The organism is Stenotrophomonas sp. 109824_Sma (assembly GCF_056480025.1).
Genome location: NZ_CM151078.1, coordinates 1,783,818 through 1,800,603 on the forward strand (window position 1 = coordinate 1,783,818; position 16,786 = coordinate 1,800,603).

Sequence of the window (16,786 nt, forward strand, 5' to 3'; positions counted from 1 at the left end):
TGCCTGCGGTGTTTTCTTGGTCCTGACCGGAGGGACGTCACCCTTTCGGCAGTGGCCCGGCTCGATCTGGTGCCGGGGGCAAATCAGGCGGACCGTAGCTGCGCATCAGCCTGCGCATTCCTCTCCATAGACGATCAGGCTGCCTGCTGCTGCTCGGCGACCTTGTGGTACGGGTACTTCTCCGGGAACGGCTTGATGTACGCGCCGAAGTGCTTGCCCAGCGAGTCGGCGTCCTTGAACGCCAGGAACTCCTCGGCGCTGAAGTTGGCGTAGTGGTAAAGCGAGCCGGGGCCGCGCTTGTCGCCATAGCCCCTGGTGAAGCGGATGGCGAGGGTGTTGGTGTCGGCGTCGTGGCCGATGCTGTGGATCTGGCTCGACTGCACGTCGAACAGCGCGATGTGATTCCGTTCCGGCATGGTGCGGGTCATGGGTGTTCTCCTGGGCGGGTAGAGAGGTGCCCGTGCTTTCCGGGCTGTCAGCCCTGCGCCACAGGGGGAAGGCGCAGGGCAGGGGGATCAGGCGGCGAGGTCGTCCTGCTGCGTGGCTTCGTTGGCCTGGCCCTGCTGCAGGGTCAGCACCACGGACTGGCGGATCAGCGCCTCGGTCAGCTCGGCGACTTCGTCGGGCGTGACGTTGGCTGAGGCCTTGAACGTCAGGTCGACCGTTCCGCCCTCTTTCGCGGCGACGCCGAATTTCTTGACCTTTACGTCGGTGAGGAAGATCGGCTGGGTGCTGTCCAGTTCACCGTCCAACTGCAGCTCATAGCCTTTGAATTCGTGGCTGAGCTTGATCGGCTCCAGGCCGGGATGCTTGATCTCGGTCAGCGTCTCGCCGATGGTCGGTAGTGACTGCTGCTCGCCTTTCCCAGCCTTGCGGAACAGCGACTTGCGCAGATCCTTGTCGAAGTGGTCCAGCACGTTGTTTCCGGTGCTGACAGCGAAGTGGATGTCGATCGCCAGATTCCGCTCCTCGCCGTGCTTCTCGATGCGCACGTTGAGGTTTGTGATCGTCGCGACCTTCTTTTCGATCTTGAACATTGGGACCTCGTCGGTTGAGCCGGCCGGGCCGGCAGTGGGTTACTGCAGGTCTTCCGCCGGTACCGGCATGGCGGAGGTCAGGGACTGGATGCTGCTGCGGCGTTCGGCCAGCGCCGTCTCGGCGCGGAACCATTCCAGAGCGGTCTGATAGGCAGCGCCGGCCAGCACCGCGCGGACCATCAGCAGCGACAGGTAGTTGCCATGCATCACGGCCAGCAGCGCGCCGGCGGCAGCGAAGCCACAGATCAGCCCCCACATCAGGACCGGCGCGAGGATGTATGCGAGGCGGCGGCTCACGACATCACCGCCTTCAACATGGCCTGGAGGATCAGCACGGCTGCCGCGCCGACGATGAAGCCGATCAGCGCGCCATAGGCCATGAATTCCAGCGACATGCGCACCGTCTCCTTCCGGATAGCCTGTTCGAAGCTCATGCGGCCTCCGGATCGGGCTGGTTGCTGAACTCGTCGCGGAACTGGCGGCGCAGGCGCAGCGCGTTGTCGACCACAGACAGGCCGCGATAGCCCCGGCGCTGCTCGGCATTGAGGCGCTGGAACAGCGGCGCCGGGCTCAGGCCAGTGCAGGCGATCGCGTCGCGCACGGCCTGGAACTCGCGGATCTGGCGAACGTTGGTGTTCATGCGGTTGCTCCTTCGGGTGCGTGCTGGTTGCTGGCGATGAGGCGGGCAACTTCGGCCCTTGCGGCGCGCAACCGGTCGCGGCGGTACTCCGCCCAATCGCAGACCCGGTCGGCGTGGATGTCGCGCTCGCCCTTACGCGCGGCGGTGCGGTCAGCACGGCTGCGGTGGCGCGAGAGGCTTTGGCTGATGACCTCGATTTCGTCGTCGAGGATCTGGAGGACGGTGGCGCTCATGCCGCCACCTGCGCTAGCAGATGGTCGATTGCGCCATTGGCGGAAAGGCCCTTGTCGTCGGCCGTGTCCTCGACTTCCTCGTTGACGTAGGCGTCGCGGGCATCACGGATCAGGGCCGCGAAGGCAGCGTCCTGGCAGGAATCGAGAAGGCGGGCAGCCTTGGCCCAGAAGGCCGGCGACTGGAGGCCGAAGGTCTGCTCCAGCATGGTCGGAGCGGCGCGAAGGGCCTCCAGCGCCGTGCTGTCGACGGCGGCCTCAGCGGCGATTCGCGGGTCTTCGCGGTTTTCCCAGGTTGCCTGGGCACGGTGGGAAGCTAAATTGAGGGCGGTGTGGTCCATCTCGGGCTCCGGCGGTCCAGCACGGGTTGCTGGGCGACGGGGCTAGAATCACATAGCGTGATGCCGTGTGTCAACACGGTATGTGATGTTTCTTTGCAGGCGGTCTGGGTGCGGCTGGGGCGCAGGTTCTACAGCGCGGAAGAGGGGCCCCGGGAAGGCGGGGCCAGAGGTTAGAACTTCGCGGGATTCGAAGGAGAAGGCCTACCTGGAATGGCGGCGACTATCACGCCTTCATCCAAGCTAACTGCGCCAATGAAGGAGATATCCATGAGCGGTAGATTCCAGCTTGCCTCAATGGAATCCAGCTTCGCACCGAACGCGTTCTGCATCGGCCTTACTCGCAAGGAGGTTGGCTTACCGTACTTCTCAGTAAGGGCATCGAGCACGTTTCGCTGTGCGTCGACCGGCGCCGTCGAAATCAGGACCCGCTCGACACGGCCGTCAACTACGCTGACTTTAGCCTGGGATTTCACTCCGAAGGGCGGTGCGATCTGGACCTCGATCTCTGATGCGCCTGCTTTGATACTTGGATCAGCCTCGGGTGGGTTCGGCGCGTTCAGAGATAGGTGTGAATTCGCCGTGCATGGGCGCGGACCATAGGGTATCGAGTACACATTGAATTCCCCTTCGCGGTGCTTGCTGCACTCTGCGATGGCCTGGACATCTGCACCGAGCTTGATCCCGACGATGTCGTGAGCTGAACTCTCGTTGATTGCTTCCGGCGCGGGTGGTTCATGCGAGTTGGTGCAGCCAGCGAGTAGCGCAGTGCATAGCAAAAGCTTGAGTTTCATCCGTGTGTCCTCCTAGCCGAACTGCGAACGCAGCAGGCCCGCGTCTTCGAAGCTGATGCCCTCGCGCATGCAGTCCTGCGCTCTTTCCAGGTCACGGTGTAGCTGCATCAGTGCGTCGTCCTCCAAAGCATCAATGGAAGAAAGGCCAAAGGTAGCTTGGTCGATGATGACCTGCATCGGGAAACCCCAGCGTCGCCGCAGGTGACGGATCATCTTGCAATGTGACTCCCTGGTTATCGCGTCCATCCCCGGCATGGGATGGCGCTTCACGATTTGCAGGCGAGGCCTAGCCACGTGTTGGGATTCAATTTCTGCAGTCCTAGCGGCCAGACGTCGCGCCAGCTCTCCGAATCGATCGTTGCTCAATCCCATCACCCCTCATCCTCTCGGCAAGCACCTTTGTCAGGTCCAGAACGTTGTCCGCCGGGTTGTTCCCTCCGAACTCCTGAACCACCTCATGCGCGATCTCCAGTAGCAGCGGGTCCTCGACCATGGAGATGGGCTTGCCCATCAGCTCCAGGTAGGTCCGTAGCACGGTGACCGCGGCTGAGATCCTTTCAAAGTCCAGTCGCTGAACCTGAGACGTGGCAGCGGACTCTCCGAACAGTTCTGCGACGGGAACGCCGAGGGCAGAAGCGATCAATGGCACTTCAGAAACTTTCGGTTCGCGGGCGCTGGCCGCTGACGACTCGTAGTTCGCAATGCGGCTCTGGCCAGACCAGCCACAGGCAAGGGCCAGCTGTTCTTGGGTCATTCCGCGCGCCAGGCGCAGACGTTTGAGGTTGTCGGAGAAGGCCATGCGGCCATTCTTCACGGGGCGTGATACCAGTCTAACACGATGCGTGTTGATTGAAGGATCACGATATGTGATAGTGCCGGACATGAACACACTAACCCAGGCAGTCGAAGCAGCTGGAGGCGTCGGAAAGCTCGCAGCCTCCATTGGCGTCGCCCAGAACGTGGTCAGCAACTGGCGCAAGCGCGGGAAGGTCCCTGCAGAGCACGTCCTCGCCATCGAGGCAGCGACGGGGGTATCCCGCCATCTGCTGCGCCCGGACGTCTTCGGCCCACCGGCGGCCAACGACGACCGGCGAGAGGCGGCAGCGTGATCTCGGTCCCGGCCGATCTCCAACCATCCCGCGCGTGTGGTGACCGCGGGCCCGGAGCTGGAGAGCGGCCCCTTTCTTCCCTGAGTTGATTTCGTCCATGGCGCAGATGGTGCGCCGCCGTCGCCGCCCCGTCTCCAATCGAGTAACCCGCCCATGAATGTCACTGATGCCGCCTACGACACCGTCCACCAGTACCCGGGCGGCAGTGAGGCCCTGGCGCCCAGGATGGGCATGTCTGCCGCGACCCTGCGCGGCAAGGTCAACCCGAACACTGACCGCAACCTACTGAGCCTGCAGGAGGCGGATGCGCTAATGGCGCGCACCGATGATTACCGGATCCTGCATGCGCTGTGCGCAGAGCACGGTTTCATCGCTCAGCGTGTCGATGCACCTGAGTCCGGCACCCTGATCACCGCACTGCTGTCGGCTGCCGCCGCGAAGGGCGACCTGGCCGAGCTGGTCTCGGAAGCGATGGCCGACAACCGCATCACCCCGAATGAGGCTGATGCCATCTCGCGCGCCTGCCAGCAGGTCATGGCCGCGCTTGTGCAGGTCAGCCAGCACGCTGAGGCAGCGGCGGAGCGGGGTGGGGTATGAACGCCACCGAGAAAGCCATGATCATCGTGCGACAGCTGTGGTACGTCGCCGGCGCGCTCCTGACCGTCAAGGGGGGCGCATGAGCGTCCAGTTCTCCTGGCAGTCCGCTGTGACGAAGTCCGAGCTGGAGGGCACGACCAAACTGGTGCTGCTGGTCATCGGCACGTACATGAACCAGCACGGTGACGGCGCGTTCCCTTCCTATCGCACCATCGCCGCCGGCGCCTCCCTCAACCGGGCGACGGTCATCCGCCACGTAGAGACGGCCGTGTCTCAGGGCTGGCTGAAGAAGAAGAGCCGGATCCGCTTCGCGGGTGCCTCCGGTCGGCTCGAGGCTGACTCGAACACGTATCAGATTGCCTTCCCGGTGGTCGCACAGGACGACCAGGGTGGTCGCACAGAACAACTACCCCTAGTCGCACAGAACGACCACCCTAGTCGCACAGGACGACCAGGGGTGGTCGCACAGGGCGACCCTAACACCCCATCTTTACCACCCCAAGGAACACAAGAACCCCCCATACCCCCCAAGGGGGGCGACGACGTGGGTTCGAAACCCAAGTCCGGGGACAAGGCCAAGCCCAAGTCGACGCGACCGAAGCGTGAGCTGATGACCTTCCCGCAGTTCGTGGAGGCTTGCCGGGCTGCAGGCGAGCGGATGATCCGCGTCGGCGACCCGCTCTTCGACTTCGCCGAGGACGCCGGCATCCCACGCGACTTCGTTGCGCTGGCCTGGCGTGAGTTCGCGATCAAGCACCGGGATAGCGGCAAGCAGCAGAAAGACTGGCGTGCCCACTTCCGCGATGCCGTGCGCCGGAACTGGTTCAAGCTTTGGTGGTGCCCGCCTGCGGGTGGCTGCGAGCTGACCACGGCTGGTGTGCAGGTCAAGCGGGAGCGAGACGCAGAGCGCGAACGTGAACGGCAGGATCAGCTGGCCCTGCAGGAGCGGGCGGCATGAGCCGGATACAGCACCTGGTGAACGTCTCCGGCGGAAAAGACAGCACTGCGGTGTACCTGCGCGCCATCGAGCTGGGCCGACCGTTCCGTGCCGTGTTCGCCGACACCGGCAACGAGGACCAGCGGGTGTACGACTACGTCGCCGACCTGCCGCGCCTGACCGGCGGCCCAGTCGTGGAGACGGTGCGCGCGGACTTCAGCCGGCAGCTGGCGCAACACCGCGAATACATCCTGCAGAAGTGGCCGGATCAGGGTATCCCCGACGAAGTCGTGCGCGAGGCCGCCGCGCTGCATGAGCCTACCGGCAACCCCTTCCTGGACCTTTGCATCAGCAAGGGTCGCTTCCCCTCGCGCATGGCTCAGTTCTGCACCGAGGAACTGAAGACCATCCCGATCACCACCCAGGTGGTCGGGCCGATGCTGAAGGCTGGGCCTGTGCTGCAGTGGCTGGGCATCCGCGCCGAGGAATCGGCCAACCGTGCAAGGCAGCCGCGGTTCAACCGCCATGAGGCGGGCTCGATGGTATGGAGGCCGATCTTCGATTGGACGGTCCAGCAGGTTTGGGAACAGCACCGCCGTCATGGCATCAAGCCCAACCCGCTCTATGCGCTCGGCATGGGCCGAGTCGGCTGCATGCCGTGCATCAACTGCCGAAAGTCGGAGTTGCGCAACATCGCTGACCTGTTCCCCGATCACATCGACCGGATTCGGAGCTGGGAGGCGGTGGTGGCTGCTGCCAACAAGCGCGGCAGTGCAACGTTCTTCCCGGCGGTGACCGACCCGACCGACGTCGACCGCCCCGGTACCTATTCGCGGATCGACACCCTTGTGGAATGGAGCCGAACCAGCCGCGGTGGCAGGCAGTTCGATCTGTTCTTCCAGCATCAGGCTGGCGGCGGCTGCGCCTCCGATCTCGGCCTGTGCGAGAGGGCCGCAGCATGAGCGCGGTGCCCGACTACCTGGACAACGTCGCCCATCTGCGCGTGCCGCCGCATTCCGTGCCGGCCGAGCAATCGGTCCTCGGCGCGCTGCTGCTGGTGGGCGAATCGCTGGCTCAGGTCCGCGACCAGCTGGCCCCGGAGGACTTCTATCGTCGGGACCACCATCTGATCTACCAGGGCATCTGCGGCGTGGCCGACCTGAAGCGCGAGGTCGACGTGGTGACCGTGGGCGACTGGATCACGGCCAACGTCGAGATCGGTGCCCAGGAGCTGGTGGCCACCATCTACGACCTGGCCGGCAGTACGCCATCGGCGGCCAACGTTCGTGCCTATGCGGAGATCGTGCGCAACAAGGCGCTGCTGCGGCAGCTGATCGAGACCACCACCGACATCGCAGACAGCGCCTACGGCGCCAGCGACGACGAAGCGGAGGAGGTCGTGTCAGCCTCGGCGACGAAACTGGCCAGCCTGACCGTGAAGTCGAGCGGAAGCGGCGGCCTGGTGATGGTGCGCAGCGGCGTCCAGAAGGCCTGGGACGAAATGGAGGCCCGGTACCACGGGGAGGGCACGCCGGGACTGGTGCCGAAGTGGAGCAGCGTGCGTCGGAAGATCCCGTATCTGGAGCCGACTGACCTGATGGTGCTGGCCGCTCGTCCGTCCATGGGCAAGACCGCCCACGCCCTGAACTGGGCTGAGTATGCAGCCGCCGGTGGCACGAACGTCGCGGCTTTCAGCCTCGAGATGTCCGCTTCCCAGTGGAGCATGCGTCTGATGGCCGCGCATGCCGGCGTCGACCTGAGTCGCATGCGCGCGAAGGGCGTGCTGACCGACGACGAATGGGCCCGGCTGTCGCAGGCTCGGAACTATCTGCACACACTGCCGCTGGCGATCGACGACTGCGGCGCTCTGTCCGTTGACGCGCTTGCCGCTCGGGCGTCCCGCATGCACGCCAAGGTGGACGGTGGGCTGGGCCTGATCGTGGTGGATTACCTGCAGCTGCTGACCGGCCCAGCAAAGGCAGAGAACCGAACGGCTGAGGTTTCCTACATCTCTCGGAAGCTGAAGGGGCTTGCCAAGGATCTGAAGTGCCCAGTGATCGCACTGTCCCAGCTGAACCGAGGCCTGGAGGCTCGCACGGACAAGCGCCCTGGCATGGCCGACCTGCGCGAGTCCGGTGCCATCGAGCAGGACGCCGACGTGATCGCCTTCCTGTACCGCGACGACTACTACAGCAAGGACGCCTGCGGCGCGCCGGGGATTTCCGAACTGATCGTCGCGAAGAACCGCCAGGGCGAAACCGGCACCTGCTACCTGCAGCACCGGCTGCAGTGCAGCGCCTTCGATGACTACACCGGCCCGCGGCCGAACTACAGCCTGAAGGGAACCTCGATCGTCGGCGGTGGCGATGATGACTTCGATGTGCCGGCTTCGGGCCGCCGCCGTCGCAGCCGCCGCGACCTTGCCGCAGGAGACGACGCATGACCGCATCGACAGCAGCAGCGCGGAAGATCCGCGCGAAGCGGGCCAGCCGGCCCATCTACGCCCTCTGCCTGCGCCTGGTCGATCCGGCCACGGGGGAGGAGATTGGCGCGTTCGCCCCGAGCAACGATATCGACCGCAGGCTGGCCAAGGACCGCGGTTACCGCGTGGGCCATGAGTACCGGCTGGAGATCAAGGCCTCGCGCAATGCCGCATTCCATCGCCTTGCCCACGTCATCGGGCACCTGCTGGTGGACAACGTCGAAGCGTTCCGTGACCTGGACGCGCACGCCGCGCTGAAGCAGGTGCAGCTGGAGTCGGGCATCTGCTGCGACATGGTGGAGATGGACGCCAGCCCGGTGGTGAAGGCGCTGCTGGATGCCGCAGAGACGGTGCTGGGCGCGGGCGCGCGGAAGGTGCTGTCGGCGGTGCTGCCGGAGATTCGCACCATTCCGGTGAAGGTAGCTCAGTCCTTGGCCTTCGATTCGATGGAGGAGGAGGACTTCGCTGCCTTCTTCAAGGGCATCACCGCCTGGATCGGTGACCACTACGCGCACGTGATGCTGGACGACGTGCGCGCGGACTACTGGCGGATGGTCAACGGCCGGCAGCGGCAGGAGAGAGCGGCATGAAGCACGGGCGCTCCACAGGCAACAAAACCAAGGCCCAGCTCGCCCGGCTCGACGCCATAAAGGACATCGGGTGCATCGTGGCCTACAGCCTTGGGATCCGGTTCGGCGAGAAGCCTGTGCCGGCCGAGGAGCACCACCTGACCGTCGGCGGGAAGCACGGCCAGAAGCGGCGAGGGCATGACTACACCATCGGCCTGAATCCGTGGTCCCACCGCGGTGAACCGTTCGGCGGCATGTCCGCTGCCCGCTGCGAGGAACTGTTCGGACCGTCCTATGCGCGCCAACCCCGCAAGTTCCGCCAGGAGGTCGGCACCGACGACTACCTGCTGGACCTGCAGAACACCCTGATCAAAAAGCACCTGGAGAAGACCTCATGGCGACCAGCCGCCTGACCTTTGGCATTGACCCTGGCCTTTCCGGCGCGGTAGCCACCCTGATCGATGGCACGCCCGGCCCAATTCTGGACATGCCCACCCGCGAGGTGGACGGCTGGAAGGAGGTCGACGCCCGCGCGGTGGCGACCTTCATCCGCGCCCAGCGGGAGGCCCATCCCGGCGCCGAGCTGAAGGCGGCGCTGGAGAAAGTTGGTGCGCGGCCGGGCGACGGCGGCACCAGCGCATTCCGCTTCGGCGACAGCTACGGCCAGGCCCGCGCGGTGCTGCAGGTGATGGGTGTGCCGTACCTGCGCGCCATTCCGGCGGTGTGGAAGCGCCGCTTCGGCTTGATCGGCCAGGACAAGGACGCCGCCCGGCTGCTGGCGATCCAGCGGTTCCCGGCCGCCGCGTGCCAGCTGCAGCGAAAGAAGGACAACGGCCGCGCCGACGCGCTGCTGATCGCCCTGTGGGCCGAGCACCAGCTGGCCATGGGCCAGGCGGCCGCATGACCGGCGCCGAGCTGCGCATGCAGAAGCGCTACCGGTCCTACCTGCAGAAGCACGGCCGCTGCTCGGTCTGCCAGTTCCGCGCCGGCGACCCCGCTGGCTTCCACTGCAAGGGCTGGCCGGAGCGGGCCGGGACCTGCGACACCGACCAAAAGCTGCCGGTGTTCCGATTCGATGACGCCGTACTGGAGGGCATGCGCGATGCGCAACACTGATCCGCTGACCGAAGAACTGCGACGCTGGGGCCACGCCCAGGTGAATCGGTTTGCGCTGAGCCGCGCCGACAGGAGCGTCCATGTCCTGGACAAGGTTCGCGACCACGCGCCGCTGACCCGCGAGCGTGCCCTTCATGACCTGGTTGGGCGGGATGGCACTGATCGACGGCGCCTGATGGCGGCCGGCACCGGCGTGAAGGGCCTGCGCGTCGTGCCACTGTGGGCGGCGGATCCGATTCGCGCCTCCAATGACGCGGATCATCCTCACGACAACCCGGAGATAGCGGTTGATGTCGGTGTCCCCGACGAGCTGCGCTGGATCGATCGAGCGCTGGCATCGATGGAGCGGCAGTACCCGATGCGCGCCCTGATCGTCCGGACCGAGTTCACCGTGTCGGCCAGCCAGGCGGTCAAGGCGCGCATGGTGGCCGAAAAGTACGGAGGCACCCTGTCGGTCTGGCAGTACCGACGTGAGCTACAGCGCGGGGTAGACTTCGTGGGCGGTAGGTTGGCCGCTTAACAAGGACGGTGCCATGGCGAACTTTGAATGGCTGAATGAGATCCCCGATCACGAATGGGAGCGTGCTGACGGCGGTGGCCTGCGTAGGACTTTCGGGCTGAACAACTTCGTACGTCGAAGTGAGGCAGATCCCGAGACCTGGAGGCGAGAATTTGACGGCTGGAAGTTCGATCAGCGCCGCGTCTACGAAACCTTCAACGTGCCACCCTTCGAGGGGATGACGCTGATCATGGTCACCGTAGGATTTCGCGACGCTTGACAAGTTGCACAGTCAGATGCCCTAATTCTGCCACTGTCAAGAATTGTCCCTGAAGCCCCGGCCCTGCGCTGGGGCTTCTGCGTTTCCGGGACCCGAACACCGATCAACCACCGCGCCGAACCCCCCTCCGCTCGCCGTGAGGCGATTGGGGCTGGCTTCTACGCAACCGGGCGGTTTGCATCCCTGGCGCCACGGCGCGGGGAGACGCCTAGGCAGCGGTGGTGATCGGCCCTCTACGCCCGCAGCCCCCCGGACCAACCACATCCTCGCGCACCAGCCGGTTGCGGGGCGGGCACCTATGCAGGAGAGACCATGGTGAGCACCGAAACCGTAGCCGCCGCCATGGGCGCCGGCCAGTACGCAAAACCGCTGGAGGATGTCTGCATCCAATTCGGCATCGTGACCGCGCTGCAGAAGGCGCACTTCCTGGCCCAGGTGGCGCACGAATCGGACGGCTTTCGCACCGCAACCGAGTACGCCTCGGGCAAGGCCTACGAGGGCCGGGCCGATCTTGGGAACGTGAAGCCCGGCGATGGCGTGCGCTACAAGGGGCGCGGCCTGATCCAGCTCACTGGGCGCGAGAACTACGCGACCTTCAGCCACGCCATGGGGCAGGGAGATGTGTTCGTTCACTCCCCGGAGCTGGTGGCACTACTGCCTTGGGCGGCGGTGGCGGCTGGCTGGTTCTGGCAGCGCAAGGGCCTGAACGCACTGGCCGACCGCGACGACGTCGTGGCGGTCACCAAGCGCATCAACGGCGGCACCAACGGACTGGAAGATCGCAAGCTCCGGCTGGCGCGGGCCAAGAAGCTGTTCGGCCTCGCATGACGGCCGCCAAGAAGAAGGCCGCGAAGCTGTCACCAGTGAACCAGCTGCAGGGCGTGCTGGTGGTGCTGGAGAACCATAAGGCCAAGAATCCGACCGCCGAACTGCTGCTGGCCATCCGCGAGATGGTCAGCGATGCGCTGGCGGTACTGCAGGAGCCGGACCCGACCAAGCAGCGCATTGCGTTTGTTCTGCTGGCGGTCCAGCAGTCGACCCAGGTGGCGGTGAAGGTGGTGCGCGGCAAGCGCCTCACCCGCGTGACCATCATCGACCAGCCGCTCTATCACTGGGCGCTGGAGGAAATTCACTCACTGGCAGGTGCCGCATGACCTTCGCGACCCGCAACATCGGCGCTGCGCGCGTCGGCATCGCCGTGCTTGTTCTGACCATGCTCGGCCTGGCCATGGCCGCTCTGGTAGCGGTGGCGATCCCCGCCGAGAACAAGGACTCGTTCGGCATGCTGGTGGGCGGCCTGAACAACGCTACCGGCATGGTGATCGGCTACTTCTTTGGCATGACCCGCAGGTCGGGAGGCTGATATGCGAGAGCTGATCTACGTCACGAAGGACGATGCGCTGGCAAATGGCATGACCCATGAGGGAACCCTGTTCGGCGTTCCTGCCTGGCTCCGCGTGGACAGTGAGGAACAGGTCACCGGGACGCCGAAGATCCCAGCGCTGCACCTTTGGTGCTGGGTGATCGACCAGCTGCTGGAGCTGACCTGCTGCCTGCTGCCGCAGGACTGCGCACTGGTCTCACCCATCACCGTCGGCAGGGAGATCGAGCCATGAACCGGATCACCATCTACTTGCTGGTGTTCGTCGCCTGGTCCGCTGGCATGTTCGGTGCCGGTTGGGCCTGGCGTGGTGACCGTGCAAAGACCGGGCAGGCGCGACAGCAGGCAAATGCCAGCGCCGTGCAGGTGCAGCAGCTCAACCAGGCCCGCGCCGTCGAGCACCAGCAGGCCGACACCATGGCCACCATCGGAGCCAAGCATGAAGAAGATCGCACTGCGGCCACGGCCGTCCCTGCTGCTGTTGCTGCTGGCGTGCGTGATGGCAGCCTCCAGCTGCGCGACGACCTCGCCACCTGCAATACCGCTCGCCTGTCCGAAGCTGTCGCCGGCGCCATCGAACGTGATGCGCACGCCGAACTACGAGCAGAGGTCGCGGGAGCTCTTATTCAAATCGGGCGAGACGCGGACGACCACGTCCACGCCTGCCAAGCCGTGATCGACGCTGACCGCAACGTTGGTGCGACCGGAACCCCGGCCGGAGGTGCCTCGGCTTTGGATGCTACGAATGATGGCTCGTACTAGAGCCGCAACGGCCGAGCCGATGAGGGTTGTGACGAGTTCAGGGGTGATAGCAATTTGCATGTTGGGGTGCTTCCTCTTCTGAGTTCTATAGGTACCGAATCAGATTCGGCCCGCGTTCTGGCTACATGTGTACCGAAACTCTCGAACGCTGGTTGGTAGGGTGTCCAACGCCCGCCGACATCTCCACTTCCGCGATTTCCGCCGCCGGTTACATCGTCGGCGAGGCCCCACCGCCGTTCCACTTGCGGAATTTCCACTCCGACTATGGCCAAGACCAAACCAGCCCGGATGCCGCCGCTGACCCCCAAGCAGCAGCGGTTCGTCCAGGAATACTTGCAGGATCACAACGGGACCCAGGCGGCAATCCGCGCCGGGTACAGCGACAAGACCGCCAAGCAGCAGGGGTCACGGCTCCTGACCGAGCCGCGTATCCAGGCTGCGGTGCGCGCCGGCCAGCAGAAGGTGGCCAAGAAAGCCGAGGTGACCGTCGACAGCCTGATGGCCGAGCTGGAGCAGGCCCGCATGCTCGCGCTGAAGGAGAAACAGGCCAGCGCGGCGGTCACCGCCACGATGGGCAAGGGGAAGCTGGCCGGCCTGCTGGTGGAGAAGCACAAGCACAGCGGTGCGATTGGCACCTACGACCTGAGCAAGCTTTCAGACCATGAACTCGACCGCCTTGAACAGATCCTCGGTCCGCTTGCCGACGCTGGCGGAGATCCGGGCGGAGCGGGCGAGGAGGGCGGCTGAGCGAGAGCGCGCGCGCATCGCAGAGGATATCGAAGGCATACGGGCGCGGTCGCAGACGCTGGAGGGCTTCATCAAGGAGCACTGGAGGGTGCTGGAGCCGGCCAGGCCGCTGAAGTTCGGCTGGGCATTGCGGGCCATGTGCCGGCACCTGGAAGCAGTCACCGAAGGCCGCATCCAGTTCCTGCTGATGACCGTGCCCCCGGGCATGATGAAGTCGCTACTGATGGTGTTCTGGACGGCGTGGGAATGGGGTCCAGTAGGCCGCCCGGACCTGCAGACGCTGGCCACCTCCTACAGCCAGCCGAACGTGCTGCGCGACAACCTGAAGCTGCGGCGCCTCATCGAGAGCGACCAGTTCCAGGCTGCCTGGCCGATGAAGCTGCGGGGAGACCAGAACGCCAAGGGCAAGTTCGAGAACACCGGGAACGGCTTCAGCGAGGCCCGTCCCTTCAGCTCCATGACCGGTGGCCGCGGCGACCGGGTGAAAGTGGACGATCCTCATTCGACCGAGACGGCCGAGAGTGACGCCGAGCGAAATACCGCTGTTCGGATTTTCCGGGAGGGCATCACCGACCGCCTCAACGACATCACATCGTCGGCGATGGTCATCATCATGCAGCGCCTGCACCAGCAGGACGTTGCAGCGGTGGCGATGGAGCTGGACCTGGGCTTCGTGCACCTCAACCTGCCTATGGAGTTCGAGGCAGAGCGGGTAGACAAAGATGGCAAGAAGACCGGCGGCCCGTGCCGCACCTATATCGACGGTGAGCTGTTCTTCGAAGATCCACGTACCGAGGAGGGCGAGCTGCTGTTCCCCGAGCGCTTCCCCCGCGCGGAGATCGAGCGCCTGAAGCGGGCGAAAGGCAGTTACGCCTACGCCGGCCAGTACCAGCAGCGGCCCACGCCGCGCGATGGCGGCACCTTCAAGCGGGAATGGTTCGAGGTAGTAGATGCCGCGCCGGCCATTTCAGCGGTGCGCAAGGTCAGGCGGTGGGATTTCGGCGCCACCGATCCGAAAGAGAAGACCAGCAGCGACCCCGACTACACGGTTGGCCTGCTGTTGGGCGAGATCGGCGGCATCTACTACGTGCTGGACATCGTGCGCGGGCAGGAATCGCCTGCCGGCGTCGAGCGGATGCTGAAGAACACCGCGCTGCAGGACGGCAAGGCCATCAAGGTCCGGATTCCGCAGGACCCTGGCGCCGCCGGCAAGAGCAACGCCGCGCACCAGATCAAGCTGCTGGCCGGCTGGGACGTGAAGGCGGCGCTGGAATCCGGATCCAAGGAGGTCCGGGCAACGCCGGTCGAGGCTCAGGCCGAAGCCGGAAACATCAAGTTGGTGAATGGCCCATGGGTGGCGGCGTTTTTGGATGAGATCGCCGAATTCCCCAACGCAAAGCACGACGACCAGGTGGACGCCCTTTCGGGCGCTTTCGCTGAGCTGGTCAACGGCAGCACCTACAACCTCGGGGACGCGCTCTGATGGGCAAGCTCGCACAATTCAAGGACGGGCTGGTCAACCTGGTGGCCAACCTGGGCACACCGCGCGACAAGGCGGCCTCGACGTTCTACGGTATTCCGAGCCTGTCGGAGCAGGAGGCAGACAACGCCTACCGCGGCACCTGGCTGGCTCGGAAGGTGATCGACATCCCGGCGATGGACAGCTGCAGGAAGTGGCGCGGTTGGAGCGCCGATCAGGCGAACATCACCGCGATCGAGGGTGAGGAAAAGCGGCTGGGCCTGCAGCAGAAGCTGCTGGAAGCACTGATCCGTGCGCGCCTCACCGGCGGAGCCGCGCTCTACATCGGTACCGGTCACTCCGATCCGATGCTGCCGCTGAAGCCTGAGTCCTTGGGCAAGGCCGGCATCCGTCATCTGAACGTGCTGTCGAAGCGCGTGCTCCAGGCGGGTGAGTTGGACCGCGATCCCGAGTCGCCGGGCTATGGTCGACCTGCGTTCTACACCCTGAGCAGCGGCACCGCCGGGCAGTTGCAGATCCATCCCTCGCGGCTGGTGATTCTGCAGGGCGCGGTGAGGCCCGATCCGGAACTGGACACCAGCAACGGTTGGGGCGACTCGGTCCTGTTGGCGATCAGCAAGGCAATCAAAGACGCCGACGCCAGCGCTGCGAACATCGCCTCTCTGGTGTTCGAAGCGAAGGTCGATGTGATCAAGATTCCGAACTTCATGGCGCAGCTGGCCGATCCGGGCTACGAGGAAAAGGTCCTCAACCGGCTGCAGCTGGCTGCGATGGCCAAGGGGATCAACGGCACCTTGGTGATGGACGCCGAGGAAAACTACGATCAGAAGCAGCTCCAGTTCGGCGGTCTGGTCGACCTGCTGATGGGCTTCATGCAACTGGTGTCGGGCGCGTCGGACATCCCGATGACCCGCCTGCTAGGCCAGTCGCCAGGTGGTCTGAACGCCAGCGGCGAGAGTGACCTGCGGAACTACTACGACCGCATCAGCAGCAACCAGGAGCTGGTGCTGCAGCCGGCGCTGCAGGTGCTGGATGAGTGCCTGATCCGCTCGGCGCTCGGTAGCCGGCCGGCAGAGGTGTTCTACAACTGGCGCAGCCTGTGGCAGACCACCGACACCGAACGCGCGGGCATTGGCAAGACCACTGCAGAGACCATCAAGACCATCTCCGAAACGCGGCTGCTACCGGATGAGGTGATGTCCACCGTGGCGGTGAACATGCTGACTGAAGCCGGCGTCGCGCCGGGCCTGGAAGCCGAGATGCTGAAGTACGGCGAAGCAGCCCCAGCGGAGAGCGACGAACAGGACGACGACGAGCAGCGCGCCGCTGCAACGCCGGTGAAGGACGCCCAGCCCCGTTCGCTGTATGTCAGCCGCAAGGTAGTGAATACCGACGAGATCGCGGCTTGGGCGAAGGAGCAGGGCATCGGAGAGCTGCAGGATGACCTGCATGTCACCGTCGCCTACTCGCGCCAGGCCTTCGACTGGATCAAGGCCGGCAATGCCAACGAGTGGAGCAACGGCGGCAAGGATGAGCTCGTCATCCCCGAGGGCGGCCCGCGAGCGGTTGAACCGCTGGGTGGTATGTCGGCGGTGATCCTGTTCGCGTCGGGGCAGCTGTGCTGGCGGCACGAAAGCATCATCCGCGCGGGCGGGTCGCACGATTACCCGGATTACACCCCGCACATCAGCCTGACGAAGGCGACCGTCGACCTGTCGAAGGTCGAGCCCTACCGCGGCCGCATCGTGCTGGGCCCGGAAATCTTCGAAGAGATCCGCGAGGACTGAC

The 16,786-nt window shown here is 65.1% G+C and carries 29 protein-coding genes; 19 read left to right on the forward strand and 10 right to left on the reverse strand.

The window, feature by feature from the left end; all coding sequences use genetic code 11:
- Positions 1–134: 134 nt before the first annotated feature.
- From ACZK1G_RS08395 to ACZK1G_RS08440, 10 genes are all read right to left on the reverse strand, one after another.
- Positions 135–428, reverse strand: a complete 294-nt coding sequence (locus tag ACZK1G_RS08395) for a KTSC domain-containing protein (RefSeq protein ID WP_478448177.1) — start codon at positions 426–428, stop codon at positions 135–137.
- Between the two features lie 87 nt (positions 429–515).
- Entirely contained in the window at positions 516–1,037 is a 522-nt protein-coding gene (locus ACZK1G_RS08400; protein ID WP_478448178.1) for a hypothetical protein, read from the reverse strand.
- Between the two features lie 39 nt (positions 1,038–1,076).
- On the reverse strand, positions 1,077–1,334 hold the full coding sequence (locus ACZK1G_RS08405) for a hypothetical protein (protein WP_478448179.1): 258 nt from the start codon (positions 1,332–1,334) through the stop codon (positions 1,077–1,079).
- Positions 1,331–1,471, reverse strand: a complete 141-nt coding sequence (locus tag ACZK1G_RS08410) for a hypothetical protein (protein ID WP_414492032.1) — start codon at positions 1,469–1,471, stop codon at positions 1,331–1,333. Before ACZK1G_RS08410 ends, ACZK1G_RS08405 begins: the two co-directional genes overlap by 4 nt.
- A complete protein-coding gene (locus ACZK1G_RS08415; protein WP_049402473.1) occupies positions 1,468–1,677 on the reverse strand; it encodes a hypothetical protein in 210 nt (69 codons plus the stop codon). Before ACZK1G_RS08415 ends, ACZK1G_RS08410 begins: the two co-directional genes overlap by 4 nt.
- Positions 1,674–1,910, reverse strand: coding sequence for a hypothetical protein (locus ACZK1G_RS08420; protein ID WP_478448180.1), 237 nt, complete (start codon positions 1,908–1,910; stop codon positions 1,674–1,676). Before ACZK1G_RS08420 ends, ACZK1G_RS08415 begins: the two co-directional genes overlap by 4 nt.
- Positions 1,907–2,248, reverse strand: coding sequence for a hypothetical protein (locus ACZK1G_RS08425; protein ID WP_478448181.1), 342 nt, complete (start codon positions 2,246–2,248; stop codon positions 1,907–1,909). Before ACZK1G_RS08425 ends, ACZK1G_RS08420 begins: the two co-directional genes overlap by 4 nt.
- Before the next feature lie 170 nt (positions 2,249–2,418).
- Positions 2,419–3,039 carry a hypothetical protein gene (locus ACZK1G_RS08430; RefSeq protein ID WP_478448183.1) on the reverse strand — a complete coding sequence of 207 codons (621 nt, stop codon included), beginning with the start codon at positions 3,037–3,039 and terminating at the stop codon, positions 2,419–2,421.
- 12 nt (positions 3,040–3,051) lie between these two features.
- Positions 3,052–3,252: a hypothetical protein gene (locus ACZK1G_RS08435; RefSeq protein ID WP_478448184.1), complete on the reverse strand. Its 201-nt coding sequence runs from the start codon at positions 3,250–3,252 to the stop codon at positions 3,052–3,054.
- A 106-nt stretch (positions 3,253–3,358) separates the two neighbouring features.
- Entirely contained in the window at positions 3,359–3,838 is a 480-nt protein-coding gene (locus ACZK1G_RS08440) for a helix-turn-helix domain-containing protein (protein WP_478448186.1), read from the reverse strand.
- An 82-nt stretch (positions 3,839–3,920) separates the two neighbouring features.
- Here ACZK1G_RS08440 and ACZK1G_RS08445 point away from each other — a divergent pair, with 82 nt between their 5' ends.
- From ACZK1G_RS08445 to ACZK1G_RS08535, 19 genes are all read left to right on the forward strand, one after another.
- Positions 3,921–4,148, forward strand: coding sequence for a YdaS family helix-turn-helix protein (locus tag ACZK1G_RS08445; RefSeq protein WP_478448188.1), 228 nt, complete (start codon positions 3,921–3,923; stop codon positions 4,146–4,148).
- A gap of 153 nt (positions 4,149–4,301) precedes the next feature.
- Positions 4,302–4,745 carry a phage regulatory CII family protein gene (locus ACZK1G_RS08450; protein WP_478448190.1) on the forward strand — a complete coding sequence of 148 codons (444 nt, stop codon included), beginning with the start codon at positions 4,302–4,304 and terminating at the stop codon, positions 4,743–4,745.
- Positions 4,746–4,824: 79 nt separating this feature from the next.
- Complete coding sequence (locus tag ACZK1G_RS08455; RefSeq protein ID WP_478448191.1) at positions 4,825–5,703, forward strand: helix-turn-helix domain-containing protein; 879 nt, start codon at positions 4,825–4,827, stop codon at positions 5,701–5,703.
- Between the two features lie 17 nt (positions 5,704–5,720).
- Complete coding sequence (locus ACZK1G_RS08460; RefSeq protein WP_478448192.1) at positions 5,721–6,644, forward strand: phosphoadenosine phosphosulfate reductase domain-containing protein; 924 nt, start codon at positions 5,721–5,723, stop codon at positions 6,642–6,644.
- Positions 6,641–8,125, forward strand: coding sequence for a replicative DNA helicase (gene dnaB, locus ACZK1G_RS08465; RefSeq protein ID WP_478448193.1), 1,485 nt, complete (start codon positions 6,641–6,643; stop codon positions 8,123–8,125). Before ACZK1G_RS08460 ends, dnaB begins: the two co-directional genes overlap by 4 nt.
- Complete coding sequence (locus tag ACZK1G_RS08470) at positions 8,122–8,754, forward strand: hypothetical protein (RefSeq protein ID WP_478448194.1); 633 nt, start codon at positions 8,122–8,124, stop codon at positions 8,752–8,754. The genes dnaB and ACZK1G_RS08470 overlap by 4 nt, the downstream gene beginning before the upstream one ends.
- The gene (locus tag ACZK1G_RS08475; RefSeq protein WP_478448196.1) at positions 8,751–9,146 is read left to right on the forward strand and encodes a Ref family recombination enhancement nuclease; all 396 of its coding nucleotides are present in this window, start codon (positions 8,751–8,753) and stop codon (positions 9,144–9,146) included. The genes ACZK1G_RS08470 and ACZK1G_RS08475 overlap by 4 nt, the downstream gene beginning before the upstream one ends.
- Complete coding sequence (locus ACZK1G_RS08480; protein ID WP_478448198.1) at positions 9,128–9,637, forward strand: hypothetical protein; 510 nt, start codon at positions 9,128–9,130, stop codon at positions 9,635–9,637. Before ACZK1G_RS08475 ends, ACZK1G_RS08480 begins: the two co-directional genes overlap by 19 nt.
- Positions 9,634–9,849 (forward strand): hypothetical protein, encoded by a 216-nt coding sequence (locus ACZK1G_RS08485; RefSeq protein WP_478448200.1) that lies wholly within the window; start codon positions 9,634–9,636, stop codon positions 9,847–9,849. Before ACZK1G_RS08480 ends, ACZK1G_RS08485 begins: the two co-directional genes overlap by 4 nt.
- On the forward strand, positions 9,836–10,369 hold the full coding sequence (locus ACZK1G_RS08490) for a hypothetical protein (protein ID WP_478448201.1): 534 nt from the start codon (positions 9,836–9,838) through the stop codon (positions 10,367–10,369). The genes ACZK1G_RS08485 and ACZK1G_RS08490 overlap by 14 nt, the downstream gene beginning before the upstream one ends.
- 13 nt (positions 10,370–10,382) lie before the next feature.
- On the forward strand, positions 10,383–10,628 hold the full coding sequence (locus ACZK1G_RS08495) for a hypothetical protein (protein WP_478448203.1): 246 nt from the start codon (positions 10,383–10,385) through the stop codon (positions 10,626–10,628).
- A gap of 312 nt (positions 10,629–10,940) precedes the next feature.
- Positions 10,941–11,456, forward strand: a complete 516-nt coding sequence (locus ACZK1G_RS08500; protein ID WP_478448205.1) for a glycoside hydrolase family 19 protein — start codon at positions 10,941–10,943, stop codon at positions 11,454–11,456.
- On the forward strand, positions 11,453–11,782 hold the full coding sequence (locus ACZK1G_RS08505) for a hypothetical protein (RefSeq protein WP_164116164.1): 330 nt from the start codon (positions 11,453–11,455) through the stop codon (positions 11,780–11,782). Before ACZK1G_RS08500 ends, ACZK1G_RS08505 begins: the two co-directional genes overlap by 4 nt.
- Positions 11,779–11,991: a hypothetical protein gene (locus tag ACZK1G_RS08510; protein ID WP_053506032.1), complete on the forward strand. Its 213-nt coding sequence runs from the start codon at positions 11,779–11,781 to the stop codon at positions 11,989–11,991. Before ACZK1G_RS08505 ends, ACZK1G_RS08510 begins: the two co-directional genes overlap by 4 nt.
- Position 11,992: 1 nt before the next feature.
- Positions 11,993–12,244, forward strand: a complete 252-nt coding sequence (locus ACZK1G_RS08515) for a hypothetical protein (protein ID WP_478448207.1) — start codon at positions 11,993–11,995, stop codon at positions 12,242–12,244.
- Complete coding sequence (locus ACZK1G_RS08520) at positions 12,241–12,771, forward strand: lysis system i-spanin subunit Rz (RefSeq protein ID WP_478448208.1); 531 nt, start codon at positions 12,241–12,243, stop codon at positions 12,769–12,771. The genes ACZK1G_RS08515 and ACZK1G_RS08520 overlap by 4 nt, the downstream gene beginning before the upstream one ends.
- A 264-nt stretch (positions 12,772–13,035) precedes the next feature.
- Complete coding sequence (locus ACZK1G_RS08525; RefSeq protein ID WP_478448209.1) at positions 13,036–13,518, forward strand: terminase small subunit; 483 nt, start codon at positions 13,036–13,038, stop codon at positions 13,516–13,518.
- Entirely contained in the window at positions 13,433–15,001 is a 1,569-nt protein-coding gene (terL, locus tag ACZK1G_RS08530; RefSeq protein ID WP_478448211.1) for a phage terminase large subunit, read from the forward strand. Before ACZK1G_RS08525 ends, terL begins: the two co-directional genes overlap by 86 nt.
- Entirely contained in the window at positions 15,001–16,785 is a 1,785-nt protein-coding gene (locus tag ACZK1G_RS08535; protein ID WP_478448213.1) for an anti-CBASS protein Acb1 family protein, read from the forward strand. The genes terL and ACZK1G_RS08535 overlap by 1 nt, the downstream gene beginning before the upstream one ends.
- Position 16,786: the final 1 nt, after the last annotated feature.

Bases quoted from the DNA above. Each gene is read 5' to 3' on its own strand.
- ACZK1G_RS08395 (WP_478448177.1), bottom strand. From the start codon at position 428: ATGACCCGCACCATGCCGGAACGGAATCACATCGCGCTGTTCGACGTG.
- ACZK1G_RS08400 (WP_478448178.1), bottom strand. From the start codon at position 1,037: ATGTTCAAGATCGAAAAGAAGGTCGCGACGATCACAAACCTCAACGTG.
- ACZK1G_RS08410 (WP_414492032.1), bottom strand. From the start codon at position 1,471: ATGAGCTTCGAACAGGCTATCCGGAAGGAGACGGTGCGCATGTCGCTG.
- ACZK1G_RS08415 (WP_049402473.1), bottom strand. From the start codon at position 1,677: ATGAACACCAACGTTCGCCAGATCCGCGAGTTCCAGGCCGTGCGCGAC.
- ACZK1G_RS08420 (WP_478448180.1), bottom strand. From the start codon at position 1,910: ATGAGCGCCACCGTCCTCCAGATCCTCGACGACGAAATCGAGGTCATC.
- ACZK1G_RS08425 (WP_478448181.1), bottom strand. From the start codon at position 2,248: ATGGACCACACCGCCCTCAATTTAGCTTCCCACCGTGCCCAGGCAACC.
- ACZK1G_RS08430 (WP_478448183.1), bottom strand. From the start codon at position 3,039: ATGAAACTCAAGCTTTTGCTATGCACTGCGCTACTCGCTGGCTGCACC.
- ACZK1G_RS08435 (WP_478448184.1), bottom strand. From the start codon at position 3,252: ATGATCCGTCACCTGCGGCGACGCTGGGGTTTCCCGATGCAGGTCATC.
- ACZK1G_RS08440 (WP_478448186.1), bottom strand. From the start codon at position 3,838: ATGGCCTTCTCCGACAACCTCAAACGTCTGCGCCTGGCGCGCGGAATG.
- ACZK1G_RS08445 (WP_478448188.1), top strand. From the start codon at position 3,921: ATGAACACACTAACCCAGGCAGTCGAAGCAGCTGGAGGCGTCGGAAAG.
- ACZK1G_RS08450 (WP_478448190.1), top strand. From the start codon at position 4,302: ATGAATGTCACTGATGCCGCCTACGACACCGTCCACCAGTACCCGGGC.
- ACZK1G_RS08455 (WP_478448191.1), top strand. From the start codon at position 4,825: ATGAGCGTCCAGTTCTCCTGGCAGTCCGCTGTGACGAAGTCCGAGCTG.
- dnaB (WP_478448193.1), top strand. From the start codon at position 6,641: ATGAGCGCGGTGCCCGACTACCTGGACAACGTCGCCCATCTGCGCGTG.
- ACZK1G_RS08470 (WP_478448194.1), top strand. From the start codon at position 8,122: ATGACCGCATCGACAGCAGCAGCGCGGAAGATCCGCGCGAAGCGGGCC.
- ACZK1G_RS08475 (WP_478448196.1), top strand. From the start codon at position 8,751: ATGAAGCACGGGCGCTCCACAGGCAACAAAACCAAGGCCCAGCTCGCC.
- ACZK1G_RS08480 (WP_478448198.1), top strand. From the start codon at position 9,128: ATGGCGACCAGCCGCCTGACCTTTGGCATTGACCCTGGCCTTTCCGGC.
- ACZK1G_RS08485 (WP_478448200.1), top strand. From the start codon at position 9,634: ATGACCGGCGCCGAGCTGCGCATGCAGAAGCGCTACCGGTCCTACCTG.
- ACZK1G_RS08490 (WP_478448201.1), top strand. From the start codon at position 9,836: ATGCGCAACACTGATCCGCTGACCGAAGAACTGCGACGCTGGGGCCAC.
- ACZK1G_RS08495 (WP_478448203.1), top strand. From the start codon at position 10,383: ATGGCGAACTTTGAATGGCTGAATGAGATCCCCGATCACGAATGGGAG.
- ACZK1G_RS08500 (WP_478448205.1), top strand. From the start codon at position 10,941: ATGGTGAGCACCGAAACCGTAGCCGCCGCCATGGGCGCCGGCCAGTAC.
- ACZK1G_RS08505 (WP_164116164.1), top strand. From the start codon at position 11,453: ATGACGGCCGCCAAGAAGAAGGCCGCGAAGCTGTCACCAGTGAACCAG.
- ACZK1G_RS08510 (WP_053506032.1), top strand. From the start codon at position 11,779: ATGACCTTCGCGACCCGCAACATCGGCGCTGCGCGCGTCGGCATCGCC.
- ACZK1G_RS08515 (WP_478448207.1), top strand. From the start codon at position 11,993: ATGCGAGAGCTGATCTACGTCACGAAGGACGATGCGCTGGCAAATGGC.
- ACZK1G_RS08520 (WP_478448208.1), top strand. From the start codon at position 12,241: ATGAACCGGATCACCATCTACTTGCTGGTGTTCGTCGCCTGGTCCGCT.
- ACZK1G_RS08525 (WP_478448209.1), top strand. From the start codon at position 13,036: ATGGCCAAGACCAAACCAGCCCGGATGCCGCCGCTGACCCCCAAGCAG.
- terL (WP_478448211.1), top strand. From the start codon at position 13,433: ATGAACTCGACCGCCTTGAACAGATCCTCGGTCCGCTTGCCGACGCTG.
- ACZK1G_RS08535 (WP_478448213.1), top strand. From the start codon at position 15,001: ATGGGCAAGCTCGCACAATTCAAGGACGGGCTGGTCAACCTGGTGGCC.